At 69.7% G+C, this 21008-nt stretch carries 15 protein-coding genes and 3 pseudogenes; 10 read left to right on the top strand and 8 right to left on the bottom strand.

What is annotated here, in order from left to right; translation table 11 throughout:
* Nucleotides 1–1958: lamin tail domain-containing protein (locus ACRDSQ_RS07320; RefSeq protein ID WP_431419859.1), on the bottom strand; the 1958-nt coding region annotated here is incomplete at its 3' end.
* A gap of 727 nt (nucleotides 1959–2685) precedes the next feature.
* Between ACRDSQ_RS07320 and gap the strand changes: the two genes are divergently transcribed.
* From gap to ACRDSQ_RS07345, 5 genes are all read left to right on the top strand, one after another.
* Nucleotides 2686–3690 carry a type I glyceraldehyde-3-phosphate dehydrogenase gene (gene gap / locus ACRDSQ_RS07325; RefSeq protein WP_431419860.1) on the top strand — a complete coding sequence of 335 codons (1005 nt, stop codon included), beginning with the start codon at nucleotides 2686–2688 and terminating at the stop codon, nucleotides 3688–3690.
* Between the two features lie 5 nt (nucleotides 3691–3695).
* On the top strand, nucleotides 3696–4904 hold the full coding sequence (locus tag ACRDSQ_RS07330) for a phosphoglycerate kinase (RefSeq protein ID WP_431419862.1): 1209 nt from the start codon (nucleotides 3696–3698) through the stop codon (nucleotides 4902–4904).
* Between the two features lies 1 nt (nucleotide 4905).
* Nucleotides 4906–5691 (top strand): triose-phosphate isomerase, encoded by a 786-nt coding sequence (gene tpiA / locus ACRDSQ_RS07335; protein WP_431419863.1) that lies wholly within the window; start codon nucleotides 4906–4908, stop codon nucleotides 5689–5691.
* A gap of 177 nt (nucleotides 5692–5868) precedes the next feature.
* Nucleotides 5869–6102 carry a preprotein translocase subunit SecG gene (gene secG, locus ACRDSQ_RS07340; protein ID WP_091383272.1) on the top strand — a complete coding sequence of 78 codons (234 nt, stop codon included), beginning with the start codon at nucleotides 5869–5871 and terminating at the stop codon, nucleotides 6100–6102.
* An 88-nt stretch (nucleotides 6103–6190) separates the two neighbouring features.
* A complete protein-coding gene (locus tag ACRDSQ_RS07345) occupies nucleotides 6191–6532 on the top strand; it encodes an RNA polymerase-binding protein RbpA (RefSeq protein WP_091383273.1) in 342 nt (113 codons plus the stop codon).
* 78 nt (nucleotides 6533–6610) lie between these two features.
* Here ACRDSQ_RS07345 and ACRDSQ_RS07350 read toward each other — a convergent pair whose 3' ends face one another.
* A complete protein-coding gene (locus ACRDSQ_RS07350) occupies nucleotides 6611–7849 on the bottom strand; it encodes a sensor histidine kinase (RefSeq protein ID WP_431419865.1) in 1239 nt (412 codons plus the stop codon).
* A 257-nt stretch (nucleotides 7850–8106) separates the two neighbouring features.
* On the opposite strand from ACRDSQ_RS07350, the gene pabB reads away from it, so the two are divergent.
* The 5 genes and pseudogenes from pabB to ACRDSQ_RS07375 all read left to right on the top strand — a co-directional run bounded on the left by pabB (nucleotide 8107) and on the right by ACRDSQ_RS07375 (nucleotide 12245).
* Nucleotides 8107–10149 (top strand): aminodeoxychorismate synthase component I, encoded by a 2043-nt coding sequence (pabB, locus tag ACRDSQ_RS07355; protein ID WP_431419867.1) that lies wholly within the window; start codon nucleotides 8107–8109, stop codon nucleotides 10147–10149.
* A 51-nt stretch (nucleotides 10150–10200) separates the two neighbouring features.
* Nucleotides 10201–11244 (top strand): annotated as a pseudogene (locus ACRDSQ_RS07360) (glycerophosphodiester phosphodiesterase family protein); the annotation flags it as partial.
* A gap of 15 nt (nucleotides 11245–11259) precedes the next feature.
* Nucleotides 11260–11523 (top strand): annotated as a pseudogene (locus ACRDSQ_RS07365) (glycerophosphodiester phosphodiesterase family protein); the annotation flags it as partial.
* Between the two features lie 68 nt (nucleotides 11524–11591).
* Nucleotides 11592–11765: pseudogene (locus ACRDSQ_RS07370) on the top strand (glycerophosphodiester phosphodiesterase); the annotation flags it as partial.
* Between the two features lie 141 nt (nucleotides 11766–11906).
* Nucleotides 11907–12245, top strand: coding sequence for a glycerophosphodiester phosphodiesterase (locus ACRDSQ_RS07375; protein WP_431419868.1), 339 nt, complete (start codon nucleotides 11907–11909; stop codon nucleotides 12243–12245).
* 192 nt (nucleotides 12246–12437) lie between these two features.
* Here ACRDSQ_RS07375 and pgl read toward each other — a convergent pair whose 3' ends face one another.
* Genes pgl through tkt form a run of 6 tightly spaced genes read right to left on the bottom strand, consistent with a single transcriptional unit; the run spans nucleotide 12438 to nucleotide 20765 of the window.
* A complete protein-coding gene (gene pgl, locus ACRDSQ_RS07380; RefSeq protein ID WP_431419870.1) occupies nucleotides 12438–13217 on the bottom strand; it encodes a 6-phosphogluconolactonase in 780 nt (259 codons plus the stop codon).
* Complete coding sequence (opcA, locus tag ACRDSQ_RS07385; protein ID WP_431419873.1) at nucleotides 13214–14362, bottom strand: glucose-6-phosphate dehydrogenase assembly protein OpcA; 1149 nt, start codon at nucleotides 14360–14362, stop codon at nucleotides 13214–13216. Before opcA ends, pgl begins: the two co-directional genes overlap by 4 nt.
* Nucleotides 14359–15897, bottom strand: a complete 1539-nt coding sequence (gene zwf / locus ACRDSQ_RS07390) for a glucose-6-phosphate dehydrogenase (RefSeq protein ID WP_431419876.1) — start codon at nucleotides 15895–15897, stop codon at nucleotides 14359–14361. Before zwf ends, opcA begins: the two co-directional genes overlap by 4 nt.
* Entirely contained in the window at nucleotides 15894–17516 is a 1623-nt protein-coding gene (locus ACRDSQ_RS07395) for a glucose-6-phosphate isomerase (RefSeq protein ID WP_431419878.1), read from the bottom strand. Before ACRDSQ_RS07395 ends, zwf begins: the two co-directional genes overlap by 4 nt.
* A gap of 16 nt (nucleotides 17517–17532) precedes the next feature.
* Nucleotides 17533–18678 carry a transaldolase gene (tal, locus tag ACRDSQ_RS07400; protein WP_431419880.1) on the bottom strand — a complete coding sequence of 382 codons (1146 nt, stop codon included), beginning with the start codon at nucleotides 18676–18678 and terminating at the stop codon, nucleotides 17533–17535.
* Nucleotides 18675–20765, bottom strand: coding sequence for a transketolase (tkt, locus tag ACRDSQ_RS07405; RefSeq protein WP_431419882.1), 2091 nt, complete (start codon nucleotides 20763–20765; stop codon nucleotides 18675–18677). The genes tal and tkt overlap by 4 nt, the downstream gene beginning before the upstream one ends.
* Nucleotides 20766–21008 lie beyond the last annotated feature (243 nt).

Below are 21008 nucleotides of genomic sequence, written 5' to 3' on the forward strand. Positions count from 1 at the left end.
CCGCCCTTGGAGTTGAAGTGGTTGGCCACCACGAACACCGTCTTGCCGTTGAACTTGAACTCGCCGGCCAGCGGCTTGCGGCTGTTGGCGAACGCGTCGTTGGTGGGGTCGATGCGGCCCGGGGAGATGGACAGCTGCGGCTTCGGCTTGCGGTCCTTCGACGACACAACCTGCACCGCCGTCGTGGCGTTGCCGCCCGGACGGTCCACAAAGGACACCCGAGCCGGGTTGAACAGGAAGCCGACCCGGATGTTGCCGCCCGGCTCGCCGCCGTCCTGGTCGTCGACCGGGTTGATCTGGCGGTAGTCGTAGGCAGGCCCGCCCGCCGCGGCGATGGCGCTGATCAGCTCGCCGTATGTCTGGTCGGCGGCCACGACGCTGCTGTTCGTGGCTCCGTCGTTGTCCTGGATCTCCTCGACCACGACGATTCCCGGCGAGCGCAGGTTGTCGACGATGGTCGAGGCGTGCCCGTCGAAGCTGCTCTGCGGGTCGTTCGGATCGAGGTTCTCCACGTTGTAGGTCGCCACCGAGAGCTGTCCCGCCGGGGTCACCGCGGTGGTCTCCTTGGTGAGCCCGCCCGACACCCGGCTCAGCGCCGAGGTCAGTTCCAGCTTGAAGTTGCCGAAGTCGTAATCGATCACCCCGACAGCGGGACCGGAGAAGTGGTCGCCCACGTTGACACCCGCCGGGGTCGAGCCCACGGCGACGGCGTCATCGAGGATCACGCGCTCCGGGTTCGCGTCGCTCTGCCGGAGCAGGATGCCGCCGCGCGCGGTGCGCACGCCCGCGCCCGCGCCGTCGTCGGCCAGGACGGGGATCTCGCCGTACGCGCTGCCCGCGTCGGTGGCGACCGGGTTGTTCACCTGCACGCGCATGGCTTCGAGCGACTCGTAGAAGTCGATGCCGTCGGTGCCCGCGTCGAACGTGCCGCTGATCTCCACACTGCCCGTGGCATCGTCGTCGATGACCGACGTCGGCGGGACCCGGCCGCCGGACCCGATCACGGTGGCGGCGGGCACCGGTTTCGTCGCGAGCACGGTGATCGACGGCGAAGTGATCTCGGTGGTGGTCAGACCGGTGGAGGACGCCCCGCCCGGCCGGTACTCGGTGACGGTGCCGCCGACCGCGACCTCCTGGCCCACCACGACCGACGGCGCCGACGCGGTGTAGACGAAGACCGCTTCGGAGGTCGCCGGGTCCGCGTCCGGGCACGGGTCCTGGAAGTAGAAGCCGGTGGACCGCTTCGCGGTGACGACACCGCGCACATCGGTGACCGACATGCCGTTCTTGGGTGAGGTGTGGGCGCTGCCCTGGATCTGGCGGATGAGCGTGCCGGTGTGGCAGCCGCCACCGCCACCAGGACCGGTCAGCGGAGTCGGCACGCCCGCGGCGAAGTCGGTGCCGTTGACGTCGGTGTCGGTGTCCGGGTTCGTGCGCGCGACGGACTTGGTGTTGGACCCGGCGGGCGCCCTGGTGCCCTCGAAGTCGTTGGCGGTGGTGCCGTAGCCGACGAAGTCGCGAACGCCCGGCGCGGTGTCGCAGTTCGACCCGCAGCCCAGCGCCGCGGTCGAGGTGACGAGAGCGACCTTGCCCGACGTCGCGGACATGTTCGTCGTCCCGGTGGCGTTCGGCGTCGGCAGGGCGACCCCGCTCGACCCGCCGGAGCCCAGTTTGACCAGGTATCGCGCGCCCGGCGCGATGCTGCCGCTGAGCGCGGTCGCCAACCAGGTGGTGCCCGCGGCGGCCGCGTACTGCACCGACCATCCGGCGACGCTGACCGAACTCGCGCCGCGGTTGTAGAGCTCAAGGAAGTCGTGGGTGTACGGGGCACCCGTGTTGCCACCGCCGCCGTACACCTCGGAGATCACCACGTCTGGGGACACGGCAGCGGCCTGCCCCGGGGCCAGGACCAGCCCGGCGGCGACGAGCACGGATAAGGGAAAGGCAAACCTGGTCACGAACACTCCCTTGCGTCAGAGGGAAATGACTCAACGCAAGGTTGTACTCGAACGGGTGATCGCCGTGACCGCCCAGCAGGTGAACAACCGAGGTCGGTTCGCCCCACCCGGGGCGCGAAGATTCACGGAGACACGGGTCAGCGGCGGTCGAGATTGAGGACCGAGTCGGCCAACCATGCGTTCGTGACCTGTCGGCGGTCGTCGATCACGTACCGGATCCGAACCCGCTCGCCCACCTTTCGCTGCGGGGCGCGTCCTGCCGCATCCGGGCGGTCCGAGACTCGCCGCCAGGCAGATGGAAGTCGACCACCACCTGAAGTGCCGACAGTCCATCAGGACGTGATCGCACCCGAGTCGAAGCCGTTAGGCCCCATACACCAGAAATGTGACCCCCATCTCATTCGTGTATCCCCACCCCGAAACCCCGCACTTGAACTCATGGGAGCGCGGGTGCTGCTTGGGGGAGGAGCATCCGCGGAGGGGGGAATCGGACTGGAGTCCGCCCGACGTGGGGGCGGGCGGACTCCACTCTGGCCCGTATCCGCCTCATGAGCCGTGTTTCCGTCACCGGCGCACAATCACCGCGGCCAGGCCTCTGGTGTTCATGACGTCTGTCTGATTCGATTAAGAGAGACCGCTGACCTCTTGACCTGCGGCACCACGCGCGGGCAGTAGGGTTCAGCGGAAGTACCAGTCAGTCCAGCCCAAGGGATGAGGGAGACGCACGGTGACGGTTCGCGTAGGTGTCAACGGTTTCGGTCGCATCGGCCGCAATTTCTGGCGGGCGCTCGAGGCCAGTGACCACGACATCGAGATCGTGGCCTTCAACGACCTCGGTGACATCAACACCATGGCGCACCTGCTCAAGTACGACAGCGTGCTGGGCCGCCTGCCCTACGACGTGAAGGTGACCGACGACGGCATCCAGGTCGGCGACCACCACCTCAAGGCGCTCGCCGAGCGCGACCCGGGCAAGCTGCCCTGGAAGGACCTCGGCGTCGACGTCGTGGTCGAGTCCACCGGTTTCTTCACCAACGCCGCCGACGCGCGCAAGCACGTCGACGAGGGTGGGGCCAAGAAGGTCATCATCTCCGCCCCCGCCAAAGGTGAGGACCTGACCGTCGTCCTCGGCGCCAACGACGACCAGTACGACGGCTCGCAGACCGTCATCTCCAACGCCTCCTGCACCACCAACTGCCTGGCCCCGCTGGCGAAGGTGCTGCACGACTCGTTCGTCGTCGAGCGCGGTCTGATGACCACGATCCACGCCTACACCCAGGACCAGAACCTGCAGGACGCCCCGCACAGCGACCTGCGTCGCGCCCGCGCGGCCGCGCTGAACATCGTGCCGACCTCGACCGGTGCGGCGAAGGCCATCGGCCTCGTCCTGCCCGAGCTCAAGGGCAAGCTCGACGGCTACGCGCTGCGCGTGCCCGTGCCGACCGGCTCGGCCACCGACCTCACCGTCACCCTGGGCCGCGAGGTCAGCCTCGAAGAGGTCAACGCCGCGTACAAGGCCGCCGCTGAGGGCGCCCTCGCCGGCATCCTGCGCTACAACGAGGACCCGATCGTCTCCACCGACATCGTCGGCGACCCGGCGTCCTGCATCTACGACGCGCCGCTGACCAAGGTCAACGGCAACCAGGTCAAGGTCGTCGGCTGGTACGACAACGAGTGGGGCTACTCCAACCGCCTCGCCGACCTGACCGCGCTCGTCGCCTCCAAGCTCTGACCGCGATGAGGAATCTCGACGACCTGATCGCCGAGGGCGTCAAGGGTCGGCGCGTGTTCGTGCGCTCCGACCTCAACGTCCCGCTTGACGGCGACAAGATCACCGATGATGGCCGAGTCCAGGCGTCGCTGCCGACGATCTCCAAGCTGGCGGAAGCCGGCGCGAAGGTCGTCGTGGCGGCGCACCTGGGCCGCCCCAAGGGCAGCCCGGACCCGAAGTTCTCCCTCGCCCCGGTCGCCAAGCGGCTCGGCGAACTCCTCGGCAAGCCGGTCGCACTCGCGACCGACGTCGTGGGGGAGTCGGCCAAGTCCACTGTGGACGGCCTGGCCGACGGCGGCGTCGCGCTGCTGGAGAACGTGCGGTTCGACGCGCGTGAGTCGAGCAAGGACGCCGCCGAGCGCGGTGCCCTCGCCGACGAGTTCGCCGCGCTGGTCGGCGAAACCGGCGCGTTCGTCTCCGACGGATTCGGTGTGGTGCACCGCAAGCAGGCCTCGGTCTACGACATCGCCACCAAGCTCCCGGCCTACGCCGGGGGCCTGGTGCTCGCCGAGGTCGAGGTGCTCCGGCAGCTCGCGGGCGAGCCGAAGCGGCCGTATGTCGTGGCACTGGGCGGTTCCAAGGTGTCGGACAAGCTCGCGGTCATCGAGTCGCTGCTGCCCAAGGTCGACACGCTCCTCGTCGGCGGCGGCATGTGCTTCACCTTCCTCGCGGCCCAGGGCCACGGGATCGGTGACTCGCTGCTCGAAGCCGAGATGGTCGAGACCTGCAAGAAGCTGCTGGCCGACGCGGACGGCAAGATCGTGCTGCCGACCGACATCGTCATCGCCGACGACTTCTCCGCCGAGGCCAACACCGAGACGGTGCCCGCCACGGAGATCCGCGACGGCTGGAAGGGTCTCGACATCGGCCCGGACAGTGTCGCCGCCTACGGCAAGGTCCTGCGCGACGCGGGAACGGTCTTCTGGAACGGCCCCATGGGTGTGTTCGAGCTGGCTCCCTTCGCCGAAGGCACTCGCGGTGTCGCGCAGGCGATCGCGCAAGCAACCACAGCTGGAGACGCCTTCTCGGTCGTCGGCGGCGGCGACTCGGCGGCGGCCGTGCGGCTACTCGGCCTGCCCGAGGACGGGTTCTCCCACATCTCCACCGGCGGCGGCGCGTCGCTGGAATACCTGGAGGGCAAAGAGCTCCCCGGCGTAGCGGTCCTGGAGGCCTGAAGTGGCTAGGCAAGTCCTGATCGCGGGCAACTGGAAGATGAACCTCAACCACCTCGAGGCCATCGCCCTGGTGCAGAAGATCGCCTTCTCGCTGCCCGAGAAGTACTACGCGAAGGTGGAGGTGGCCGTGCTGCCGCCGTTCACCGACATCCGGTCGATCCAGACCATGACCGACGGCGACAAGCTGCTGCTCAAGTACGGCGCGCAGGACATCTCCCCGCACGACTCCGGCGCCTACACCGGCGACGTGTCGGGGCTGATGCTCGCGAAGCTCGGCTGCAGCTACGTCACCGTGGGCCACTCGGAGCGCCGCGAGTACCACGCGGAGACCGACGAGCTGGTCAACAAGAAGGTCAAGGCCGCGCTCAAGCACGGGATCACGCCGATCCTGTGCCTGGGCGAGCGCATCGAGGTCCGCGAGGCGGGCAACCACGTCGAGCACTGCACCACGCAGCTCGTCGAGGGCCTCAAGGGTCTCAAGACCGAGCAGGTCGCCAAGGTGGTCATCGCCTACGAGCCCGTGTGGGCGATCGGCACCGGCCGCGTGGCCACCCCGCAGGACGCGCAGGAGGTCTGCTTCGCCCTGCGCAAGCAGCTGTCGGAGAAGTACGGCGACGACGTCGCCAACACCGTGCGCGTGCTCTACGGCGGCTCGGTGAAGTCCGGCAGCATCGGCGAGCTGGTCGCCCAGGACGACATCGACGGCGCTCTCGTCGGCGGTGCGAGCCTGCAGGCCGACGAGTTCACCAAGCTCTGCGCACTGGCCGCAGGCGGTCCGTTGCCGTAGGTGAGGACGCTTTTTCCGGGCCGGGTAGCATTGCGCTGCCCGGCCCGCGGCGTTCTCGCGGATGCGGGCGCCTTGGATATCTGGTAACAGTTCGCGGCTTTCAGGCCGGGGCGGTGCTCGAAGACGTGCGCCGCACCAGGTAGCCTGTGGCTTCCACCGTTCGACAGCGAGGATGACATGGTTCTGACCCTGCAGATCGCACTCATTGTGACCAGCCTTCTGCTGATCCTGTTGGTGCTGCTGCACCGCGGTCGCGGCGGTGGCCTCTCCTCGCTCTTCGGCGGCGGAATGCAGTCCAGCCTCTCCGGCTCCAGCGTCGTCGAGAAGAACCTCGACCGTGTGACGCTGTTCGTCGGGTCGGTTTGGATCATCTGCGTCATCGGCTTGGGCCTGCTCGTCAAGGTCATCTGAGTCGGCATTCACCCGCTGCCGGGCTGGGGCCAGGCGGCGGGGCTCGCAGGACAAACTGACGAACCACGTGGTGGGGGTGTGAACATCAATGGCCGGTGGCAATGCGATCCGGGGTACCCGGGTCGGGGCTGGTCCCATGGGTGAATCCGAGCGAGGCGAGTCCGCCCCTCGGCAACGAGTTTCCTACTGGTGCGCGAACGGACACGAGTCGCGTCCGTCGTTCGCCCTCGACGCGGAGCGCCCGGAGTCCTGGGACTGCCCGCGCTGCGGTCTCCCGGCCGGGCTCGACGAGAAAGAGCCGCCGAAGGCGCCGCGCAACGAGCCGTACAAGACGCACCTCGCGTATGTGAAGGAGCGCCGCTCGGACGCCGATGGCGAAGCCATCCTGGCCGAGGCATTGGCCAAGCTCCGCGCCCGCCGCGAAGGCTGACCTTCAGCTGAAAAGCCACCCCAGGGTTTCCTGGGGTGGCTTTTTCGGTTCTCGCAGCGCCCGCCGACTATTTGAGATCTAAACAGAAAGCGGGTAAGTGGCGCGGACCCGGAATCCGCCATCCGCTGTCGGTCCCGCGGTGAAGCTGCCGCCTAGCAGACCGGCCCGCTCGCGAAGTCCCAATAGTCCGTGGCCCCCTGATGGAAGCCCGGACGGACGGCATTTCGGCCGGTCGTTGCGGATCTCCACCACCAGCGTCGACCCGGCGGCCTGCACCCGCACGGTCGTCGGCGAGCCCGCGGCGTGCTTGTGCACGTTGGTCAACGCCTCCTGGATCGTGCGGTACGCGGCGCGCGACACCGGCGCCGGAAGCAGCTCCGGCGAGGCCTCCATGGCCAGCGTCACCGACACGTCGCAGCCGTGCACGAGCGTGCCGATGTTCTCCAGCCCCGGCTGGTATTCGTCCTCGTCGCCACCCGAGCGCAGCACGCCGACAAGCTCGCGCAGCTCCTCCAGCGTCCGGGTGCTCAGCGCGCGGATCGTCTCGGCGGCGTCCACCGACTCGGCGTCCTTGGCCGACACCTTCAGCGCCCCGGCCTGCATCGCGATCAGGGTCACCTGGTGGGAGACCACGTCGTGCATCTCGCGCGCGAGTTTGGCCCGTTCGGCCGAGCGCACGGTCTGGGCGTGCAGGCGCTGTTCGCGGGCGCGGCTGCGGGCGAGCTGGGTTATCCGGGCCGACAACTCCTGCCGAACCGTGATCAACATCCCGATGGCCACGGGCATCCCGGCGACCAGCACCCCGTAGATCGCGTCCAGGAAGTGCTCGCGCCACGTCAGGTCGAGGAAGTCGGCCCACGGCCACAGCACGAATCTGCACAGCCCGACCAGGAACGCGGCCACCAGCGTCCGCCAGGTCAGCAGGTAGCGCTTGGCCAGCGTCCCGAGGGCGATCATCGCGGCGAGCTGGGCCCACCCGGTGAAGAACCCCGGGATGGTCAGCACCAGCGCCACGCACGGCACATGCCTGCGCAGCGGCATCGCCAGCACGGCCAGCCACGACAGCCAGCTGGAGTAGCCGGGCGCGCCGTCCGGCTCGACCAGCCACACGTCGAGCGCGGCGATCGCCGTGGCGGCGATGTCGGAGACGATTCCCCTGACCCGGGGGTTGGCCCACAGTGCGGCGAGTTTTGGCGGCAGGGGGATCCGGCGACGCGATCGCCCGGGTGTTCGGGCAGGCGTCACGAGCGCGGTGTCGTCAGGAACGACCATCTGGGCGACCAGGGTGCCACCTCCATCGACGAGCGCAGTGTCCAAGACCGTTTCTCGCTGCTCAGGCTGGTCATGCAGGGCCGCACGCTGCTCGGGAACGGTCTTCGAGGTTGTAGCATTCTTGCGGTTCGATCCCGGGCGGTGCGGTAGGTGTGGCATGGATCGCCTTTCTGGCCCACGAGCACTCTCGGGGCTCGCTACCCACAACGACGGATAATCGCCCATATCGGGACGGAATAGTGCCCGATTCTGTGCGAGAGCAAATCGCCGGCCACAAGCTTGGCGGGGAGGGAGGAGGAGATTTGCGTACGCTGATCATCGATAACTACGACTCCTTCACCTACAACCTTTACCAGGCTTTGGCCGCCATCGATGGCGCTCGGCCGACTGTCGTCCGAAATGATGAGGATTGGGACCTCGGCGGGCTCGTCGATTTCGACAACGTCGTCATCTCGCCCGGGCCCGGCCATCCCGGCGTGCACCGCGACATCGGCCTGAGCCGCGCCGTCCTCGCCGCCGCGCGGCAGCCGCTGTTAGGGGTCTGCCTGGGCCACCAGGGGCTCTGCCTGCTCGCGGGCGCCGAGGTCACCAGGGCGCCCGAGGTGCGCCACGGCAGGCTCTCGGAGGTCCGCCACGACGGCCGTGAGCTGTTCGAGGGCATCCGCTCGCCGATGCGGGTCGTGCGCTACCACTCCCTGGCCGTCGAAGACCTGCCCGCGGAGCTCGAAGCGACCGCCTGGGCCGAGGACGGCGTCCTCATGGGCGTGCGCCACCGCGAGCGGCCCGCGTGGGGCGTGCAGTTCCACCCCGAGTCGGTGTGCACCGAACACGGCGACGCCCTGTTGGCGAACTTCGCCGAACTGACCCGCCGCTGGTGGGACGAACACCCGCGCGAGACTGTGGTCGCCGCCCCGGTGCCTGAGGCCCACCACCCCGAGCCGCCGCCCGCCGCGCCGGTCCATGTCCGCAAGCTGACGGTGCCGGTCACCGCGGAGGAGACGTTCGACGCCCTCTACCGCGACTCCGCGCACGCCTTCTGGCTCGACAGCGCCACCGGCGGCCGGTTCTCGTTCCTCGGCGACGCCTCCGGCCCGCTGGCCCGGGTCGCGACCGCCGACGTGTGGACCGGCCAGGTCACCATCACCTCGCGCACGGGCGTCGAGGTCGTCCAGGAGGAGTTCCTCGCCTGGCTCGACGCCGACCTCGCGCGGTGGCGGGTCGAGGTCCCGGACCTGCCCTTCGGCTTCGCCCTGGGCTGGGTGGGCTATCTGGGCTACGAGCTCAAGGCCGAGTGCGGCGCCGACCGGGTCCACCACTCGCCCGACCCGGACGCGCAGCTGGTCTTCGTCGACCGGGCGGTGGTGTTCGACCACGCGACCGGCGAGGTGTACCTGCTGTCGTTCGACCTGGAGTGGGCGGACCGGACCGCGGCCCGGCTCGTCGACCTCGCCGCCGCGCCCGAGCCGTCGCCGCCGGTGGAGCGCGGTGTCGTGGCGGGAGCGCTCACCCCACGCCACGACCGCGCCACCTACCTGGCGATGATCGACGAGTGCCAGGCCGCGATCGCCGCGGGCGAGACCTACGAGGTCTGCCTGACCAACGTGCTCACCGCGGGCGCCACGATCGACCCGTGGCAGGCGTACCGGTATCTGCGCCGCAAGAGCCCGGCCCCGTTCGGCGCGCTGCTGCTTTTCGGCGACCTGTCGGTGCTGAGCACGTCCCCGGAGCGGTTCTTATCCGTGACGGCCACCGGCCAGGTGGAGTCCCGCCCGATCAAGGGCACCCGCCCGCGTGGCCGCACGGAGGCCGAGGACGAGGCGCTGCGCCACGACCTCGGCACCGACGAGAAGGACCGCGCCGAGAACCTGATGATCGTCGACCTCGTCCGCAACGACCTCGGTGTCTACGCCGAGATCGGGTCGGTGCACGTGCCGGGGCTCTTCGAGGTCGAGACCTACGCGACCGTGCACCACCTGGTCAGCACGGTCCGAGCGCAACTGTCCGAAGGGGTCTCCGCCGTGCGCTGCGTCCGCGCCGCGTTCCCCGGCGGGTCGATGACCGGCGCGCCCAAGGTGCGGACCATGGAGATCATCGACCGGCTCGAACGCGGCCCGCGCGGTGTCTACTCAGGAGCGATCGGCTACTTCTCGCTGAGCGGGGCGGCCGACCTGAGCATGGTGATCCGGACCCTCGTGGCCCGGCCCGGCGAGGTCGGTTTCGGCGTCGGCGGCGCGATCATCGCCCTGTCGGACCCGGCGGGGGAGTACGAGGAGACGGCCGTCAAGGCGACCACGATGCTCGGTCTGCTGGGCGCGGAGTTCCCGGACCGCGTGCGCGCGTCCTGAGTTTGCCCGCAGGCCACCGACCGGCCATCTCGGCTTGCCACCATCCGCGTCATGACCCCATCCCGGTTATCCCGGGCAGGCGCCGTGGTCCTTGCCGCGGCCTGCCTTTCCGCTGTCCCCGCCGCTGTTCCCGTCTCAGCTGAGCCCGCTCGCGCTTTCGACCTGCAAGCGCACCGCGGTGGCCTCGGCCTGCGCGTGGCGAGCACACTCAGCGCTTTCGGCAACGCCTTCCGGCTCGGCGTGTCCACTGTGGAACTCGACGTCCAGATCACCGAGGACGACCAGGCGGTGGTCACCCACGACCGCAGGGTCGACGCCCGCAAGTGCCGCGACACCGCGCCGGTCGCCGCGGGCGACCCGGAGTTCCCCTATGTCGGGAAGTTCGTGCACACGCTGTCCTTCGCCCAGGTGCGCACCCTCGACTGCGGCTCGGTCCGGCTCGCCGACCGGCCCGGCCAGGAGTTGGCGCCGGGTTCGAAGATGCCGCTGCTGCGTGAGGTGTTCGCGCTGGCCCAGCGCTACGGCGCCAAGGACGTCCGGTTCAACATCGAGACCAAGGTCGAGGCGGGCGCCCCATACGAGACCGCCCCGCGCGAGAAGTTCGTCCAGCTCACCGCCCGCGAGATCACGGCGGCGGGCGTGGAGCGCCGGGTCAGCGTCCAGAGCTTCGACTGGGGCGCCCTGATGCGGCTGCGCGAGGTGGCGCCGCGGCTGCCGCTGGTCGCGCTGACCAACTACGACTTCCTGCAGACCGGCAAGCCCGGCGCGTCGCCGTGGCTGGGCGGGATCGACATCGACGACTTCGGCGGGGACCCCATCGCGGCCGTGAAGTCCTTCGGTGTCACGGCGTTCTCCCCGGTCCACGGCTTCCCGCAGGGCGGCTCGGTCGTCGACCCCGGCTACCGCCCCTACGTGACCCGCGCGATGGTGGACCACGCGCACCGCAACGGGATCAAGGTCGTCCCGTGGACGGTCAACGACGTCCCCACCATGGCCAAACTCCTCGACGACGGTGTCGACGGCCTGATCACCGACTACCCCGACCGGCTGCGTGGTCTGCTCGCGTCCCGTGGCTACCGCCTTCCCCGCGGGTATGCCTCGCTGTTCGACATCCAGGGCCACCGCGGCGCCCGGTCGGTCCGCCCGGAGAACACCCTCGCCGCATTCCGCCACGCCCTGGGCAACCCTGGTGTGTCCACTTTGGAGCTGGACACCGGCGTCACGGCGGACGGTCACGTCGTGGTGATCCACGACCGCACGGTGAACGGTTCACACTGCGTCGACACCGCGCCGGTCTCCGCGGGTGACCCGGAGTTTCCCTATGTGGGCAAGCGAATCCACGATCTGACCTTGGCCCAGGTCAAGACCATCGACTGCGGTTCCAAGACGCTGCCGGAGTTTCCGTTGCGCAGCAGGCCGCGCCGGGCGAGCGCATCCCGACGCTGTCGGAGGTCTTCGACCTCGTCCGGTCGAGCGGGCGCGGCGACCTCGGGTTCAACATCGAGACGAAGATCAGCCCGACCACCGACGACACGGCGCCGTACGACGTGTTCACCCGCAAGGTCATCGGCGAGATCAGCCGTTCCGGCTTCGCTTCCCGCACGACGCTGCAGTCCTTCGACTGGCGCACGATCATGCTGGCCAGGGAGCTTGAGCCGCGCGTGCGGACGGTCGCGTTGGTGTGGCAGTACGGCCCGGCGGAGTGTGCCGCGCTCGCGGATGAATGCTCGCTTCAGGCGGCCTACGGGGATCCGTCGGTGAAGAGCCCGTGGACCAGTGGCCTGGACTGGTGGAAGCACCAGGATCTCGCCAAGCTGGTTCGCCAATCCGGTGCCACGACGGTGTCATCGAACTGGCAGGTCCACGATCCCGCCCAGGCCAAGGTGACATCGCCGGACTGGTACCTACGCGAGGACCCGGCGTACTTCCACGGCCCCGACATCGCCGGTCTGCACCGCCGCGGCCTCAAGGTCGTCCCGTACACCGTGAACGACGAGCCCACCATGCAGCGCGTGATCGACCTCGGCGTCGACGGCATCATCAGCGACGACCCAGACCTCCTCGTCAAGCTCGCCACCCGCAACGGCCTCCGCTAACCCGCGAGTCCCCACCTCCCGACAACAAGTTCTCAGCTCACGACAGCGAGTTCTCAGTTCACGACAGCGAATTCTCATTTCGTGGCAGCCAGGTTCCTCGTTCGGAACCGACCGGGGGCGCTGGCGGCGTCGCGAAATGAGAACTCATTGTCGGGTACTGAGAACTCACTGTCGGGAGGTGGGGACTCGCGGTCAGGAGAGGGGTGGGGTGAAGACGTTGGGGACCTTGGCGGCGGCGGGCTTGTCGAGGAGCCAGAGGGTGCGGTGGGTGCCTCGGGCGCCTGCCGCGGGGAGCTGGACCTCGCCCGCGCCGGAGAGGGCCATTGCCACGGCGGGGGCCTTGCTCTCGCCCGTGGTCATGAGCCAGACCTCCGTTGAGCGGCGGGCCGCTTCCAGGGTCAGGCTGATCCGGGTCGGGGGTGGTTTGGGGCAGTTGCGCACCGCCACCACCGTCCGCTCCTTCTCATACACCGCGGGGGAACCGGGGAACACCGACAGCGTGTGCCCTTCCTCGCCGACCCCGAGCAGGCAGATGTCGAACGTCGGCACCGGCCCGTGGTCCTCCGGCTCGGCCGCGTTCGCCAACAAGTCGGCGTAGGCCGCCGCGGCGGCTTCCGGGTCGTTGCCGAATTCGCCGTCCGACGGGGCCATCGCATGCACCCGCTCCGGCGACACCGGCACGTGGTCGAGCAAGGCGGCCCGTGCCTGGGTCTCGTTGCGGTCCGGGTGGCCTGAGGGCAGGAACCGCTCGTCGCCCCAGTACAGGTCGACCTTGGACCAGTCCACGGCGTCGCGGGCCGGGGTGGCGCGGACCTGCTCCAGCACCGAGATGCCGGTGCCGCCGCCGGTCAGCACCAGCGATGCCGAGCCGGTGGCGGCCTGGACGTCGACCAGCCGGGTGATCAGCCGGGCCGCGGTGGCCGCCGCAAGCAGGCTGGGGTTGGAGTACACGACCACCTGTGGGCGGCTCATGACGCGGCCTTCGGCTTGGGCGCGGCCTTCTTCGCCGCCGCCGTGGAACGGGTCTTCGCGGAAGCGGGTGACCCGTTGGGCGAGGCCTTCGCGGACGACTTCGTCGTCGAGGTGCCCGTGGGTGCCTTGGCCTTGCCATCCGCCGCCGTCTTCGCCGCGACCTTCGCCGACGGCCTCGGCGTGTTCGCCGACGGTGCCGGGGCAGCCCTGCGGGCCGCCGTCGCCCGGCCGCGGGTGACCTTCGCGAGCCCGTTGAGCGTGGCCTCGTAGATCTCGTCCGCGTCGAGCCTGCGCAGTTCCTCCGAGAGGCAGTCGCGCACCTCCCGACGCTGCAGGGCCACCCGGCGCGCGGGTTGGCCGGGCTGGGTCAGGGTGCCGACCTTGCCGTCCGGCCGCTGCAGTTCCACCGTGCCCGACCGGCGTTCCATCGCCACCGACACGATCCCGTGCCCGTCACCGGCGTTGATCCGCTTCACCGGCACCTTCAGGAACGTCGCCAGCCACGCCGCGAGCAGGTCGGTCGACGGCGAGTCGCCGCCGCCGCTGACCGAGGCCGCGGTGACCTTCTCGTACGGCGGCAGGTCCAGCGCCGCCGCCAGCAACGCCCGCCACAGGGTCAGCCGGGTCCACGCCAGGTCGGTGTCGCCGTCGGCGTACTGCTTCTGCCGGATCTGCAGTGCCTTGATCGGCTGCCGCTCGGCCGCGGAGTCGGTGATCCGCCGCTGCGCGAGCCTGCCGATCGGGTCGTCCGAGGGCTTCGCGGGCGCCTCGAACGGCCACCACGCCACCACGGGGGCGTCGGGCAGCAACAGCGGGATCACGCAGCTCGCGCCCTCGTCGGCCAGCGGGCCGTAGAGGCGCAGCACGATCACCTCGCTCGCACCGGCGTCGCCGCCGATCCGGATCTGCGCGTCCAGCCGCGCCGCGGCCTTCTTGGCACCCCGGGCCACCACGATCACCCGGCACGGGTGCTCGCGGCTGGCGTCGTTCGCCGCGTCGACGGCGTCCTCGACGCGCTCGCCGTCGTCGGTGACGATCACCAGCGTCAGCACCCGGCCCAGGGTGTGGGCGCCACCCTGCTCACGCAGGTGCACCAGCTTGGCGTTGACCTGCGAAGTCGTCGTTGAGGGCAGGTCGATGATCACGGTCGCCTCCAGTGCCTGCCGGTGCGGGACATCATCTTGTCCGCGGACTCCGGCCCCCATGTGCCCGCCGCGTAGCCCTCAGGCTTGCCCGCGGTCTTCCAGTACTTCAGCACCGGCTCCAGGATCTCCCAGGACAGCTCGACCTCCTGGTTGACCGGGAACAGCGACGGCTCGCCGAGCAGCACGTCGAGGATCAGCCGCTCGTAGGCCTCCGGCGACGACTCGGTGAACGCGTGACCGTAGCTGAAGTCCATCGACACATCTCGGACCTCCATGGCGTTGCCCGGCACCTTCGAGCCGAACCGCATGGTCATGCCCTCGTCCGGCTGCACCCGCACCACCAGCGCGTTCTGCCCGAGTTCCTCAGTGGACGTCTCGTCGAACGGCAGGTGCGGCGCGCGCTTGAACACGACCGCGATCTCCGTGACCCGGCGCCCCAGCCGCTTGCCGGTGCGCAGGTAGAACGGCACCCCGGCCCACCGCCGCGTGTTCACCTCCAGGGTGATCGCGGCGAACGTCTCCGTGGTGGAGGTCTTCGCGAAACCCTCCTCCTGCAGCAGCCCGAGCACCTTCTGCCCGCCCTGCCAGCCACCGAGGTACTGCCCGCGCGCGGTGGTCTCGGCGAACGGCCCGACCGGCTTCGTCGCCTCCAGCACCTTGATCTTCTCGGTGCGCAAGGCTTTGGGGTTGAAGGAGACCGGCTCCTCCATCGCGGTCAGCGCCAGCAGCTGCAGCAGGTGGTTCTGGATGACGTCGCGGGCGGCGCCGATGCCGTCGTAGTACCCCGCGCGCCCGCCCAGGCCGATGTCCTCCGCCATGGTGATCTGCACGTGGTCGACGTAGTGGGAGTTCCAGACCGGCTCGAAGAGCTGGTTGGCGAAGCGCAGCGCCAACAGGTTCTGCACGGTCTCCTTGCCGAGGTAGTGATCGATGCGGAACACCGACTCCTCGGGGGACACCTTGTTCACGACCTTGTTCAGCGCCACCGCCGAAGCCAGGTCGTGGCCGAACGGCTTCTCGATGACCACGCGCCGCCACTGGTCGGCCGCGGCCGGGGTGGCCAGACCGGCGCGGGCCAGCTGCTTGGTGACCACCGGGAACGCGCCCGGCGGGATCGACAGGTAGAACGCGTGGTTGCCGCTGGTGCCGCGCTCGCGGTCCAGGTCGGCGATGGTCGTGGCGAGGGTGTCGAACGAGGCGTCATCGTCGAATGTGCCCGGCACGAACCGGAAACCCTCGGCGAGCCGGTCCCACACGGCCTCGCGGAACGGCGTCCGCGCGTGCTGTTTGACCGCCTCGTAGACGATCTGCCCGAAGTCCTGGTCCGCCCAGTCCCGGCGGGCGAAGCCGACCAGGGAGAAACCCGGCGGCAGCAGGCCGCGGTTGGACAGGTCGTAGATCGCGGGCATGAGCTTCTTGCGCGACAGGTCGCCGGTCACGCCGAAGATCACCAGGCCGCACGGCCCCGCGATCCGCGGCAGCCGCTTGTCCCGCTCGTCACGCAGCGGGTTCGCCCACTGCTTGGTTGTAGTCACCGGTTAACCTCCGAGAGGGCGTTCAACAGATGCGCGAGCCCCGCGGCGCGATCGGTGAAGTGCAGTCGCAGGACGGGCCTGCCGTGGTCGGCGAGGACCTGTCCGTCGCCGAGAGCTTGGGCGTGCTGGAGCACGCCGAGGGTGTAGGGCCGGTCGGGCACCGGCAGGTCTTCCTCCACAGCGCCGGTGATCTGGAGGAACACGCCGTTCTGGTGCCCGCCCTTGTGGTACTGCCCGGTCGAGTGCAGGAACCGCGGTCCCCAACCGAACGTGGTCTGCACACCGCTGCGCCGCGCGATTTCCGAGCGCAGCAGCAGTGCGGAGGCGTCGTCGAGCCGGTCGAGATAGGCCTGAATGGACACATAGCCGAACTCGGGCGCGGCGTCGAGCAATGCGTTCAGCGCGTCCACCAGGGACTCGGTGCCCTCGGGCAGCCAGCCGCCGGAAGGATACACCTCGACCGGACCGTCCACAATGGACGGAGCGACCTCGGCCGCGGCGTCGGGGGAGTCGAGCAGCGCGCGCGCCGCCTTCTTCGCCGCCTCGACGTCGGGCTGGTCGAACGGGTTGATTCCCAGCAGCCTGCCGACGATCGCGGTGGCGTACTCCCACAGCAGCATCTGGCCGCCGAGCGGACCCGAGGTGGCGATGGCGCTGACCGGCGGTCCGATCGCGATGGCCGTCGCGTCCTCGCCCGCGTCGGCGAAGCCGGGGGAGTCCGCGTCGGCCACGACCACCGGCAGCAAACCGGTTCCGTCCTTGCCGGTGGACTCGGCGACGAGCTGTTCGGCCCAGTCGCCGAAGCCCGCGATGCCCGAGCCGGTGTCGGCGATGACGATCTTCTCCGCGCCCCGCGAGTGGGCGGCGCCGAGCGCGGCGGCCAGCACCAGGGCCGGGTTGTCGAGCGTGTCGGTGGCGAGGATCCGGGCCGCCTCGGCCGCGTCGTCGAGCAGTGCGGCCACGTCCGCGCCCGCGAGCCCCGAGGGCACCAGGCCGAACGCGGTGAGCGCGGAGTAGCGGCCGCCGACATTCGGGTTGGCCAGGAACACCTTGCGGTATCCCGCTTCCACGGACGCGGCTTCCATCGGCGAACCGGGGTCGGTCACCACGACGATGCGGGAGGCCGCGTCGATGCCCTCGGCGGCGAACGCCTCGGCGAAGATCCGCCGGTGGCTGTCGGTCTCCACAGTGGACCCCGACTTGGACGACACCACCAGGACGGTCCGGGTCAGGTCGCCCGCGAGCGCGTCGGCCACCTGGCCGGGGTCGGTGGTGTCGAGCACGACGAGCGGGACACCCGCCGTGCCGGTGATGACCTCGGGGGCGAGCGACGAGCCGCCCATGCCCGCGAGGACCACCCGGTCGACGCCCTCCGCGTGCAGTTCCGCGCGGAGGGCGTCGATCTCGGCGAGCAGCGGGCGCGAGGTCTCGTGCAGCGTGGTCCACGCCAGCCGGATGGCCGACTCGGACTCGGCCTCAGGACCCCACAGCGTGGGGTCCTGGGCCGCGAGCTTCGACGCCACGGCGTCGTCCACGAGTTGTTGGACGAGCGAAGCGGCTTCCTCGGTGAGCCGCTGGTCGACGATGGTTACTGCGACGGTCTCTCCGGGGTGTGCCACGTGGCGTCAGCCTTTCCTATCGCGCCTTGTCGAGCTGTCCCTGCACCGTGTCCAGCAGTTCGGCCCACGACTTCTCGAACTTGTCGACGCCCTCGGTCTCCAGGACGCGGAACACGTCGTCGAGGTCGATGCCGACCGCTTCGAGCTTGTCGAAGACCTCCTGCGCCTGCGCGGCGGTGCCGGTGACGGTGTCACCGCTGATCTTGCCGTGATCGGCGACCGCGCGCAGCGTCTTCTCCGGCATGGTGTTGACCGTGTCGGCGACGACGAGGTCGTCGACGTACATGGTGTCCACGTAGTCCGGGTTCTTCACGCCCGTCGACGCCCACAGTGGACGCTGCGGGCGGGCGCCCTCGGCGGCGAGTGCCTCCCAGCGCTCACCGGCGAAGACTTCCTGGAACGCCGCGTAAGCGAGTCGTGCGTTGGCGATGGCCGCCTTGCCGCGCAGCGCACCCGCGGCTTCGCCGCGCGATGTTCCAGCCTCGTCGTCGACGATCTTGTCCAGCCGCTTGTCGATCTCGCTGTCCACACGGGACACGAAGAACGACGCGACCGACTCGATCGACTTGAGCGCGTGGCCGTTCTCCTTGGCCCGCTCCAGGCCGGTCAGGTAGGCCTCCATGACCGCGTGGTAGCGCTCGACGGAGAAGATCAGCGTGACGTTGACGCTGATGCCCTCGGCGAGCGTGCGCGCGATCGCGGGGATGCCCTCGACCGTGGCCGGGATCTTGACCAGCAGGTTCGGCCGGTCGACGGTCTTCCACAGGTCGGCCGCCTCGGCCACGGTGGCCTCGGTGTCGGCCGCGAGCCGCGGGTCGACCTCGATCGACACCCGGCCGTCGACACCGTCGGAGGCCGCGTGGTGGCTGCGGAACAGGTCGCACGCGTTGCGCACGTCCGTCGTGGTCAGCTCGCGGACCGCCGCGTCGAGCGACGCGCCGCGCGCGGCCAGCTCACGGACCTGGGCGTCGTACGCCTCGCCGGCCGAGAGCGCCCCGGCGAAGATCGTCGGGTTGGTCGTCACGCCGACCACGTGCTGATCGCGGATCAGCTCGGCGAGGTTGCCCGAGGTGAGCCGCTCACGGGACAAGTCGTCCAGCCAGATGGACACACCGGCGTGCGACAACGCAGCCAGTGCCCCTTTGCCAGTGGAGTCGCTCATTTCTGGCCTCCATTCGCGGTGAGGGAGCGACGCGCGGCCGCCACGACTGCCTCTGTCGTGAAGCCGAACTCGCGGAACAGCGTCTGGTGGTCCGCCGACGCGCCGAAGTGCTCGATCGAGACGACCTCGCCGGTGTCGCCGACGTAGCGGTGCCACGGCTGGGCGATGCCCGCCTCGACGGCCACGCGGGACTTGACGTTCGGCGGGATGACGGTGTCGCGGTAGGCCTGGTCCTGATCCTGGAACCACTCCATGGACGGCATGGAAACAACGCGGGTCGGCACGCCGTCGGCTTCGAGGACCTTGCGGGCCTCGACCGCGCGCTGCAGCTCCGAGCCGGTGGCGATCAGCACGACCTGCGCGGGGCCGCCGGTCTCCTCGGCCAGCACGTAGCCGCCCTTGGTGACATTGTCGCCCGCCAGTTCCTTGGTGCCTTCCAGCACCGGCAGGTTCTGCCGGGTCAGCGCGAGGCCGACCGGGGCGTCGGACTGCGACAGGATCGCCTTCCATGCCGCGGCGGTCTCGTTGGCGTCACCCGGGCGCAGCACGACCAGGCCCGGGATCGCGCGCAGCGCGGCCAGGTGCTCGATCGGCTGGTGCGTCGGGCCGTCTTCGCCGAGGCCGATGGAGTCGTGCGTCCAGACGTAGGTGACCGGCAGCTTCATCAGCGCGGCCAGCCGGACCGCCGGGCGCATGTAGTCGGAGAACACGAGGAACGTGCCGCCGTAGGGGCGGGTCGGGCCGTGCAGCACGATGCCGTTGAGGATCGAGCCCATGGCGTGCTCGCGGACACCGAAGTGCAGCGTGCGGCCGTAGGGCTGCGCGTTCCAGTGCTTCGTGGCCGACTCCACCGGGCCGAACGAGTCGGCGCCGGAGATGGTGGTGTTGTTGCTCTCGGCCAGGTCGGCTGAGCCGCCCCACAGCTCGGGCAGCAGCCCGCCGACGGCGTTGAGGACCTCGCCGGAGGCCTTGCGGGTGGCGACACCCTTCGGGTCCGGGTCCCAGCTCGGGAGCGCCTCGGCGAAGCCAGCGGGGAGCTTGTAGGCGGTCGCCCGGTCCAGCAGCGCCTTGCGCTCCGGGTTGGCCTGCGCCCACTTCTCGAACTCGGTCTCCCAGTCGGCGCGGGCGGCCTTGCCGCGCTCGGCGACCTCGCGGGTGTGCGCGAGCACGGTCGGGTCGACCTCGAAGGTCTTTTCCGGGTCGAAGCCCAGGATCTTCTTGACCGCGGTGACCTCTTCGTCGCCCAGCGCGGCGCCGTGCGCCTTGCCGGTGTTCATCAGCTTCGGCGCCGGGTAGCCGATCACCGTGCGCAGCAGGATGAACGACGGCTTGCCGGTCTCGGCCTTGGCGTTCTCGATCGCCTCGAGGATGCCGGTGACGTTCTCGCCGCCGATGACCCGCTGCACGTGCCAGCCGTAGGACTCGTAGCGCTTGGCCGTGTCCTCAGCCATCGCGATCTTGGTGTCGTCCTCGATCGAGATCTCGTTGTCGTCGTAGAAGACGATCAGGTTGCCCAGCTGCTGGCGGCCCGCGATCGATGACGCCTCGGAGGTGACGCCCTCGGCGATGTCACCGTCGGAGGCGACCACGTACACGTGGTGATCGAAGACACTCTCGCCCGGCGCGGCGTCCGGGTCGAACAGGCCGCGCTCGCGGCGGGCGGCCATCGCCATGCCGACCGCGGAGGCCAGGCCCTGGCCCAGCGGTCCGGTGGTGATCTCGACACCCTTGGTGTGGCCGTGCTCGGGGTGGCCGGGGGTCTTGGAGCCCCAGGTGCGCAGCGCGGCGATGTCCTCGATCTCCAGGCCGTAGCCGGAGAGGAACAGCTGCAGGTACTGGGTGAGGCTGGAGTGCCCGCAGGACAGCACGAACCGGTCGCGGCCGATCCAGTCCGGGTCACTTGGGTCGTGGCGCATCGTGCGCTGGTAGAGCGAGTAGGCCAGCGGGGCCAGGCTCATCGCCGTACCTGGGTGGCCGTTGCCGACGTTCTGCACGGCGTCGGCGGCGAGCACGCGGATCGTGTCGACCGCGCGCTTGTCGAGGTCAGTCCAGTCCTCGGGCAGCACCGCGGTGGTGAGTTCGGTCAATTCACTGGGTACTTCACTGACGGACACGGACTTGAGCTCCCATTTCCACGTCTGGCGGGTTCGCGGCTCATGATCACCCCTGCCACCGGATTCTAGATCGATACCGTAGGGGGCGACCTGGCCGGACCCGCATGCCATCCCTGGTCCGTGGTCAGCGTAGTCGTCGGGGTCGGCCGATGTGATTCCCGACCGACTTCGGGCCCCACGCCGCCACCCGATACGGGTGCCCGTGAGACTCGCGGT

It is taken from the genome of Actinokineospora sp., assembly GCF_050699995.1.
Taxonomy (GTDB): domain Bacteria; phylum Actinomycetota; class Actinomycetes; order Mycobacteriales; family Pseudonocardiaceae; genus Actinokineospora.

Excerpts from the sequence above, each read along its gene's own strand:
- tal (WP_431419880.1), bottom strand. The coding sequence starts at position 18,678 with ATGAGCGACTCCACTGGCAAAGGGGCACTGGCTGCGTTGTCGCACGCC.
- secG (WP_091383272.1), top strand. The coding sequence starts at position 5,869 with ATGGTTCTGACCCTGCAGATCGCACTCATTGTGACCAGCCTTCTGCTG.
- ACRDSQ_RS07345 (WP_091383273.1), top strand. The coding sequence starts at position 6,191 with ATGGCCGGTGGCAATGCGATCCGGGGTACCCGGGTCGGGGCTGGTCCC.
- ACRDSQ_RS07330 (WP_431419862.1), top strand. The coding sequence starts at position 3,696 with ATGAGGAATCTCGACGACCTGATCGCCGAGGGCGTCAAGGGTCGGCGC.
- pgl (WP_431419870.1), bottom strand. The coding sequence starts at position 13,217 with ATGAGCCGCCCACAGGTGGTCGTGTACTCCAACCCCAGCCTGCTTGCG.